General features: G+C 72.5%; 5 protein-coding genes and 1 pseudogene. 3 read left to right on the top strand and 3 right to left on the bottom strand.

Going from position 1 to position 7,834, the window contains the following annotated elements:
* Positions 1–33 precede the first annotated feature (33 nt).
* Complete coding sequence (locus H9652_RS01220) at positions 34–441, bottom strand: VOC family protein (RefSeq protein WP_191794295.1); 408 nt, start codon at positions 439–441, stop codon at positions 34–36.
* A gap of 94 nt (positions 442–535) precedes the next feature.
* Positions 536–1,771 (bottom strand): amidohydrolase family protein, encoded by a 1,236-nt coding sequence (locus tag H9652_RS01215; protein WP_191794294.1) that lies wholly within the window; start codon positions 1,769–1,771, stop codon positions 536–538.
* 116 nt (positions 1,772–1,887) lie between these two features.
* On the opposite strand from H9652_RS01215, the gene H9652_RS01210 reads away from it, so the two are divergent.
* Positions 1,888–2,544, top strand: a complete 657-nt coding sequence (locus tag H9652_RS01210) for a GntR family transcriptional regulator (protein WP_191794293.1) — start codon at positions 1,888–1,890, stop codon at positions 2,542–2,544.
* A 4-nt stretch (positions 2,545–2,548) separates the two neighbouring features.
* Here H9652_RS01210 and H9652_RS01205 read toward each other — a convergent pair.
* A pseudogene (locus tag H9652_RS01205) lies at positions 2,549–5,157 on the bottom strand (ATP-dependent DNA ligase).
* 226 nt (positions 5,158–5,383) lie between these two features.
* Here H9652_RS01205 and H9652_RS19515 point away from each other — a divergent pair.
* Complete coding sequence (locus H9652_RS19515) at positions 5,384–6,025, top strand: TetR/AcrR family transcriptional regulator (RefSeq protein ID WP_225227573.1); 642 nt, start codon at positions 5,384–5,386, stop codon at positions 6,023–6,025.
* On the top strand, positions 6,022–7,782 hold the full coding sequence (locus H9652_RS01195) for an MDR family MFS transporter (protein ID WP_191794292.1): 1,761 nt from the start codon (positions 6,022–6,024) through the stop codon (positions 7,780–7,782). The genes H9652_RS19515 and H9652_RS01195 overlap by 4 nt, the downstream gene beginning before the upstream one ends.
* The last annotated feature ends 52 nt before the right edge of the window (positions 7,783–7,834 follow it).

Here is a 7,834-nt window from a genome sequence, read left to right as displayed (position 1 = left end):
CCCCGGCGCCGCCGCCCGTCGTGTCCCGGCAGGTCAGCCGTCGATCGCGCTCGGGTCCATGTACATGATCTCCCACAGGTGTCCGTCGAGGTCGGAGAAGCTGCGCGAGTACATGAAGCCCTCGTCCTGGGGCGGGTTGGTCTGCGACCCGCCCGCGGCGAGCGCCCGGTCGGCGAGCTCGTCGACACCCGGGCGGGACTCGGCGCTGATCGCGTTGATGGTCTCGGTCGCGCTCTGGGCGTCGACGATGTCCTTCGACGTGAACCGGCGGAAGAAGTCGCGCGTCAGGAGCATGACGTAGATCGTGTCGCTGATGACGACGCACGACGCGTTCTCGTCGGTGAACTGCTCGTTGATCGTGAACCCGAGCTGCGTGTAGAACGCCTTGGACCTGTCGAGGTCGGCCACGGGCAGGTTGACGAAGATCTGGGTTCCGGTCATGAGGAGCTCCTTCGGACGTACCGCCGCGGTGCTCCGCAGCGAGGACGGGTGTCGTCGGTGTAGACCGGCGGTCCTCGGAGAACTCATCGGCCTGTCAGACCAGGACCTCCCCGTCGCGGGCCACGACCTGGCCGCCGGCCACGACGAGCGCGCGGCCCGGCGCCCGGACCACGGCGTCCATGGTGTTCTCGGCGTCGACCAGCACGACGTCGGCGCGCGCACCCTCGACGAGGTCGTGCACCGGGCGTCCCACGAAGTGCGCGGCGTCGCTCGTCGCGAGCCGGGCTGCGCGCACGATGTCCTCGTCGTGGCGGAAGCGCGCGAGCTGGGACAGGCGGGTCGTGAGTGCGAGCAGGTCGCCCGTGCCGTACGGCGCCCACAGGTCGCGGATGCCGTCGGTGCCCAGGCCCACGCGCACGCCGTGCGCGCGCAGCAGGTCGAGCGGGAGCGGGGTGGCGCCGATCGGGGCGACGGTCGTCATGCTGATGCCCGCGTCGCCCATGGCCTCGACGAGGTCGGCCATGCGGGTCGGCGGGAGCTGCCCGACCGCGAAGCCGTGCGCGACGTTGACCTTGCCCTGCAGGCCCGCGCGGATCGTGCGCTCGATCATGAGCTCGATCTGGAACGCGCCGAGCTCGCCGCCGTCGTGGAGGTGGACGTCGACGCCGACGCCGCGTCGCTCGGCGATCTCGAACAGCCCGTCGAGCTGCGTCACGGGGTCGCGGTCGATCGAGGCGGGGTCGAGCCCGCCGATGTGCTCGGCCCCGGCGGTCGCTGCGGCGTCGAGCAGCTCGAGCACACCGGGTCGGCGCAGGACGCCGTCCTGGGGGAACGCGACGATCTCGGCGTCGACCGCGCCGCCGAGGACGAACAGGGACTCGCGGACCACGTCGATACCGCGCAGCCCGAGGCCCAGGTCGACGTCCACGTGGGTGCGGATCGCCGTCGTGCCGTGGCGCAGGAACTCGCGCAGGACGGCGACCGTGACGTCGACCCCGGGGATGCCGAGCTCGTCACGGTGCTCGCGCTCGTGCGCGATGCGTCCCTGCGTGGTGGCCTCGCCGCCGTAGCTGACCCACGGCTTGCCCCACCAGCTCTTGTCGACGTGCGCGTGCGCGTTGACGAACCCGGGCAGGGCCAGGAGGCCACGCCCGTCGACCTCGCCCGGGGCGGGCACGCTGCCCGACGGCGCAGCCTCCGCGGGGGAGTGCGGCGTCACCCGGGTGATGTGCCCGTCCGCGACGTGGAGGTCGACGGGGTCGGTGCCCCATGGCCTGACGTTGCGCAGCACCGACACGGCGACCTGGGGAGAGCTGGGGAACGGGGGCATCTGAGGTCCTTCTTCCGGTGGTGCTGGCTGGCCTGGTGCAGGACCCACCCCCAGGGGCTCTCACCGTCAGCAAATGGTATACCATTTCTCGCCGGGGCTTCCGGGAGGATGGGCGCATGAGCGCAGACCAGTCGTTCGAGCCCGAGGCGGACCGGGTCGCCCGGATCGTGCGCGAGCAGATCATCGACGGCGACCGTGCGCCGGGCGACCGGCTCGTCGAGCGCGACCTCGCGGCCGAGCTCGGGGTGAGCCGCGTCCCCGTCCGCGACGCCCTCAAGGCGCTCATCGCCGAGGGGCTCGTGACCCCGCGCCCCAGGACGTGGGCCGTCGTGCGGACCTTCACCGACGCCGACGTCGACGACCTGATCGAGGTGCGCTCGGCGCTCGAGACCCTGACCTTCCGCCTCGCCGCCGAACGCAGGACCCCCGACGAGGTCGCCGCGCTCGAGGCCGTCCTCGACCGCGAGGCCCGGGCCGCGCGCGACCACGACGCGAAGGCCGCCCACCGTGCTGGCGCCGACTTCCACGAGCTCGTCGCGACGACCGCCGCGAGCCCCCTCCTCGACGAGATCGGCGCGATCACCGCGAGCCGCCTGCGCTGGCTCCTCGGGCAGCACGTCGACCTCCAGGAGATGGTCGACGAGCACCGCGGTCTCCTGGCCGCGATCCGCGCGGGCGACGGGCAGGAGGCGGCGCGGCTTGCCGTCGGGCACGTGCAGACCAGCCGCGACGCCGCGCGCACCCGGCGTGCCCGGGCCGCACCGCGGGACTGAGGTCTCACCCCTCCCGGCGCACGTCCTCGGGCGACTTGTCGGGCCGCCAGCCCCGCCACACCGCGTGCCGCAGCTTGCCGTCGCCCTCCGGGGCGCTCGTCCAGTCCGCGTAGTCGACCTCGCCGACCAGGTGCGGCGTGACCCAGCGGGCGTCCGAGGCGTCCGCGGCCGGGACGTCGAGAGCCGGGTTCGTGACCCGTTCGATCCGGCCGAGCCGTGTCACGAGGTCGCGCCGGTCCTTCTCGGTGAAGCCCGACCCGACGCGGCCCACGTAGCGCAGCCCCTCGTCGTCGGGCACGGCGAGCAGCAACGAGCCGACCAGGTGCGACCTGTCCCCGTGCCCCGGGCGCCAACCGACCACCACGACCTCCTGGCTGTGCGAGTGCTTGATCTTGATCCAGGTCCGCGAGCGTCGCCCGGCCGTGTACGTGCTCGTGCGGCGCTTGGCCACCACGCCCTCCAGGGCGAGCTGCCTGCTCGTCGCGACGGCCCCCGCGAGGTCGCCGTCGAACGCGGGCGGCACGTGCACGATCCCCGACCCGTCGACCAGGCCCTCGAGGATCTCGCGGCGCTCGTCGTAGGTGCGCCGGACGAGCGAGCGGCCAGCGACGGACAGGACGTCGAAGAGCATGAGCTCGACCCCGACCTTCGCGCGCGCCGCCGCGACGTCCCCCGCCCTGGTGAGGTTGGCGCGCTGCTGGAGCCGCCGGAAGCTCGGGCGACCGCGGGCGTCGAGCGCCACGATCTCGCCGTCCACGACCACGGGCAGGTCCTGAGCGCGGACGCGGGACGCGAGGTCCGCGAGCTCGGGGTAGGTCACGGTCATGTCCTTGCCGCTGCGGCTCACGAGGCGGACGGTCGGGGCACCGGTGCTGCCGGTGACCTGCGCGACCACCCGGAAGCCGTCCCACTTCATCTCGTAGGCCCAGCCCTCGGGGTCGCCCTCGGCCGTGAGCGTCTCGACCGTCCCGGCGGTCGCGAGCATGGGGCGGGGCAGGGCGGCGCCCGCGGGCTCGTCGTCGGGCTCGGTGGGCTGTCCGGAAGCCTTGCCGCGGGGCGCGGCGTGCTGCGTCGCGCGCTGTGGCGCCGGCCCCTCGTCGCGCGGGGCCATGAGGTGGATGAGCCAGTTGTTCTCCTCGGCTCTGCCTGATGCGCCGGAGGAGCCGTGCTGCTGATGGCCCCCCGTGTGGATGAGTGCGAGCCGCCGCGTCCCGTGCTGCTCGCCGTGCAGCGTGACGATGACCTCCTCGTCGTCGCGCCACTTCTCGAGCTCGTACGTGCCCGCGTCCCAGATGGTCACCTCGCCGCCGCCGTACTCGCCCGCCGGGATGGTCCCCTCGAACGAGCCGTACGCGAGCGGGTGGTCCTCGGTCTGGACCGCGAGATGGTTCTGCTTCGTGTCGGTCGGCTCCCCGCGCGGCAGGGCCCAGCTCACGAGGACGCCGTCGTGCTCCAGGCGGAAGTCCCAGTGCAGGCGGCGCGCGTGGTGCTCCTGGATGACGAAGCTGTTGCCCGCTGGTGACCCGTCGGGCGGCTCGCCCGATCCCGGGACCGGCTCGGGCGTCCGGGAGGCGTCGCGCTTGGCGCGGTAGGCCTCGAGGCGGTCGCGGCGGGGGGCGTCTCCTGGTGTGCTGTCGCGCCCGTCGTCGTCCGTGCTCCCGCCGCCCGACGGCGCCGCGCCCTTGCGCGCGAACGTCGCCATGCGCTCGGGCGTGGGTTCGAGAGAGGCCAGGTGGCCGGCAGTGAGCGCCGCGAGCGGGTCGCCCATGCTCTGGACCCGCTCCACGACCTGGTCCTTGTCGAGGTGCGCGAGGTCGGGGTCGTCGAGCTCCCCCACGTGCGCGGGGCCGCGACGGTCGGGTGGGCACGGCCACGCAGCGAGTAGGGCGCGATGGTGGTCTTGTTGCCGTTGTTCTGGCTCCAGTCGACGAGCACCTTGCCGCCACGCAGCGCCTTCTTCATGTCGCTCACGACGAGGTCGGGGTGCTCGGCCTCGAGGTAGCGCGCGAGCTCGTGCGCTACCGCGCTGACCTCGTCGGTGGTCTGGTGGCCGTCGAGCGCGGCGTACAGGTGGATGCCCTTGGACCCGCTCGTCACGGGCAGGGGGTTCAGGCCCATGCCGCGCAGCACGTCGCGGGCCAGGCGCGCGACCTCGGCGCACTCGGGCAGGCCCGCGCCCTCGCCGGGGTCGAGGTCGAGGACCAGCCGGTCGGGGTTCTTCTGGACGCCGGTCCGCCCGAACTGCCACTGCGGCACGTGGATCTCCAGGGCGGCGACCTGCCCGAGCCACGTGAGCGTCGCGAGGTCGTTGACGAGCGGGTACTCGTTCGCGTGGTCCTTGTGCTGGATCGTGCGACGCCGGACCCAGGTGGGCGTGCCGGCGTCGAGGTTCTTCTGGAAGAACACCGGCCCCTCGACGCCGTTGGGCCAGCGCTTGCGCGTGGCCGGGCGGTTCGAGGCGTGGGGGAGCAGGACGTCCGCGACCGCTGCGAGGTAGGCCAGGACCTCGCCCTTGGTCGTGCCCGTGGCCGGGTACAGGACCTTGTCCAGGTTGGTGAGCTTGAGGCGGTGACCGCCGACGCTCACGGTCTGTGCCGCCGTCGAGGTGGCCATGGGTCCATGGTTGCCCGGGGCGGGTGGTTGCGCTCGGTGGGTGAGGCGGAGCCTGGCGGTCGGGTGACTCGTCGAGCGTGCAGTTCGGGCTGTTCTCCGGCTCGCCGGACCGCCCGAACTGCACACTCGGCGGGCGGAGCGCGGGCGTGACCCGGGCTCGCTCCCGGCCCAGCCCGCGGTAAACGTGCAGTTGTGCAATCTTTGCAGTTGTGCATACAGTGCAGTCATGCAGACCGCTCCGACGTCCCTCCGCGAACGCAAGCGCGCCGAGACCTGGCTCACGATCCACCAGGCGGCCGCCGCGCTGGTGCGCGAGAAGGGGCTCCACCACGCGACCGTCGAGGAGATCGCCGCCGCGGCGGGAGTCTCGCCGCGGACCTTCTTCAACTACTTCACGACCAAGGAGGAGGCGATCCTGGGGCTCGTGCCCCCGACCGTCTCCGACGAGGCGCTCGCGGCCTTCCGTGCCGAGACCGAGGGGCCCGCGTTCGAGCGGGTCGTGCGGTTCCTGCTCTCGATCCTGCGCTCGACGCTCCACCCCGGCGTCCCGTTCGCCGAGCGCAAGGCGCTCGTGCGGGAGCACCCCGAGCTGCGCAAGCACGCCATGGGCTACGTCTCCCAGGTCGAGGGGCTGGTCAACGACCTGCTGTCCGACCGGGCCGAGGACGGGACGGGGTTCAGCGAGCTCGCGTCGTTGGGCCTTCCCGACAGCCCCGACACCGCGCGAGCGCTCCTCATGCTCGCCGGCACCATCATGCGCTTCGCGTACTCGCGCAACCCCGGCGCCGCCCTGAGCGACGCCGACGCCGAGGCCGACATCGGCGAAGCGATCACCATCTTCCGAGAAGTCTTCGAGGCCACGCTATGACCACCACCCCCCGAGCCGGCAGCACGCCGGCGCCCACCCGGGGCGCGACGACCACCCGAGGTACCGCGCCCGCCCAACCGTCATCCCCGGGCGCCCCGGCGGCGTCCCAGAAGGACCGCGGGATCGTCCTGCTCTTCCTGGGCCTCATGGTCACGATGCTGCTCGCGTCCCTCAACCAGACCGTGCTGTCGAGCGCGCTGCCCACCATCGTGGGCGAGCTCGACGGCGTCGAGCACATGAGCTGGGTCATCACGGCCTTCATCCTCGCCTCGACCATCACCATGCCGATCTACGGCAAGGTCTCCGACGTCCTGGGACGCAAGCCCCTGCTGCTGACCGCGATCCTGCTCTTCATGGCGGGCTCGGTCATCGGCGCCCTCGCGGGCGACATGAACCTGCTCATCGTGGGCCGCACGGTCCAGGGCCTCGGCGGCGGCGGGCTCATGATCCTGTCGCAGGCCGCGATCGCCGACGTCATCCCCGCCCGCGAGCGCGGCAAGTACATGGGCATCATGGGTGCCGTCTTCGCGGTCTCCTCGGTCGCGGGACCGCTGCTCGGCGGCTGGTTCACCGAGGGTCCTGGCTGGCGCTGGGTCTTCTGGATCAACATCCCGCTGGGCGTCGTCGCGGCGCTCGCCGCGATCTTCCTCCTGCACCTGCCCAAGAAGGCGCGCAGCGCCGAGCGCGTGCGCCACGACTACCTCGGCATGGCCCTCATGGCCGTCGCGACCACGGCGCTCGTCCTGGTCGGGACGTGGGGCGGCTCGCAGTACGAGTGGGGCTCGGCCACGATCCTCGGTCTGATCGCCCTCGCGGTCGTGGCGGCCGTCGCGTTCGTGCTCGTCGAGAAGCGTGCCGACGAGCCGATCATCCCGCTGCACCTGTTCGCGGACCGCAACTTCACGGTCACGACCATCGCGGCCCTCGCGACGGGCATCGCGATGTTCGGAGCGATCGGCTACATGCCGACCTACCTGCAGATGGCGACCGGGGCCAGCGCGACCGCCGCGGGCCTGCTCATGATCCCCATGATGGGTTCGCTGCTCGTCACCTCCGTCATCACGGGGCAGATGGTCTCGCGCACCGGGAAGTACAAGGTCACGCCGATCGTCGGTTCGCTGGTCCTGGGCGTGGGCCTGGCCCTGCTCTCGACCGTCGAGGCGGACACCGCGACGCCCATGATCTGCGTGTTCCTCGCGGTGATCGGCATCGGCCTGGGCGGGAGCATGCAGATCCTCACGCTCATCGTGCAGAACTCGTTCCCGCTGCGCGAGGTCGGGACCGCGACCGCCGCCAACAACTACTTCCGCCAGGTCGGGGCCACCCTCGGCTCGGCCGTGGTCGGCAGCGTCTTCATCGCCCGCCTGACCAACCTCCTCGCGGAGAAGTTCCCACAGGGCACGGGGTCGGCGGGCGGGACGGGGTCGCTCACCCCGGACCTGGTCCAGTCCCTGCCCGACGGCGTGCGCGCCCTAGTGATCGAGTCCTACAACGAGGCGCTGGTGCCGCTCTTCCTCTACATGGTGCCGCTCGCGATCATCGCGGCCATCGCCCTGTGCTTCGTCCACGAGAAGCCGCTCGCGACCTCCGTCGAGCACGAGATCGCCGCGGAGGCCCTGGCCGAGGGTCAGCTCCTGGTGACCGACGCCGACCCCGACGCCGACCCCGACGCCGATCCCGACGCCGATCCCGACGAGGCGAGCGACGCCGTCGGGCGGGGCGAGAGCGTGAGCGCCGGGGCGCGCCCCGAGCGGTAGCACTCCCGTTGAACGCGACGAAGGGTGGCCCCCCCCCGGGTCGGGGGCCCCC

The sequence above is a fragment of the Oerskovia rustica genome (assembly GCF_014836555.1).
In the GTDB taxonomy this organism is placed as follows: Bacteria; Actinomycetota; Actinomycetes; order Actinomycetales; family Cellulomonadaceae; genus Oerskovia; species Oerskovia rustica.
This window is presented reverse-complemented; position numbering and strand designations above follow the sequence as displayed.

Excerpts from the sequence above, each read along its gene's own strand:
- H9652_RS01195 (WP_191794292.1), top strand. The coding sequence starts at position 6,022 with ATGACCACCACCCCCCGAGCCGGCAGCACGCCGGCGCCCACCCGGGGC.
- H9652_RS01220 (WP_191794295.1), bottom strand. The coding sequence starts at position 441 with ATGACCGGAACCCAGATCTTCGTCAACCTGCCCGTGGCCGACCTCGAC.
- H9652_RS01215 (WP_191794294.1), bottom strand. The coding sequence starts at position 1,771 with ATGCCCCCGTTCCCCAGCTCTCCCCAGGTCGCCGTGTCGGTGCTGCGC.
- H9652_RS19515 (WP_225227573.1), top strand. The coding sequence starts at position 5,384 with ATGCAGACCGCTCCGACGTCCCTCCGCGAACGCAAGCGCGCCGAGACC.
- H9652_RS01210 (WP_191794293.1), top strand. The coding sequence starts at position 1,888 with ATGAGCGCAGACCAGTCGTTCGAGCCCGAGGCGGACCGGGTCGCCCGG.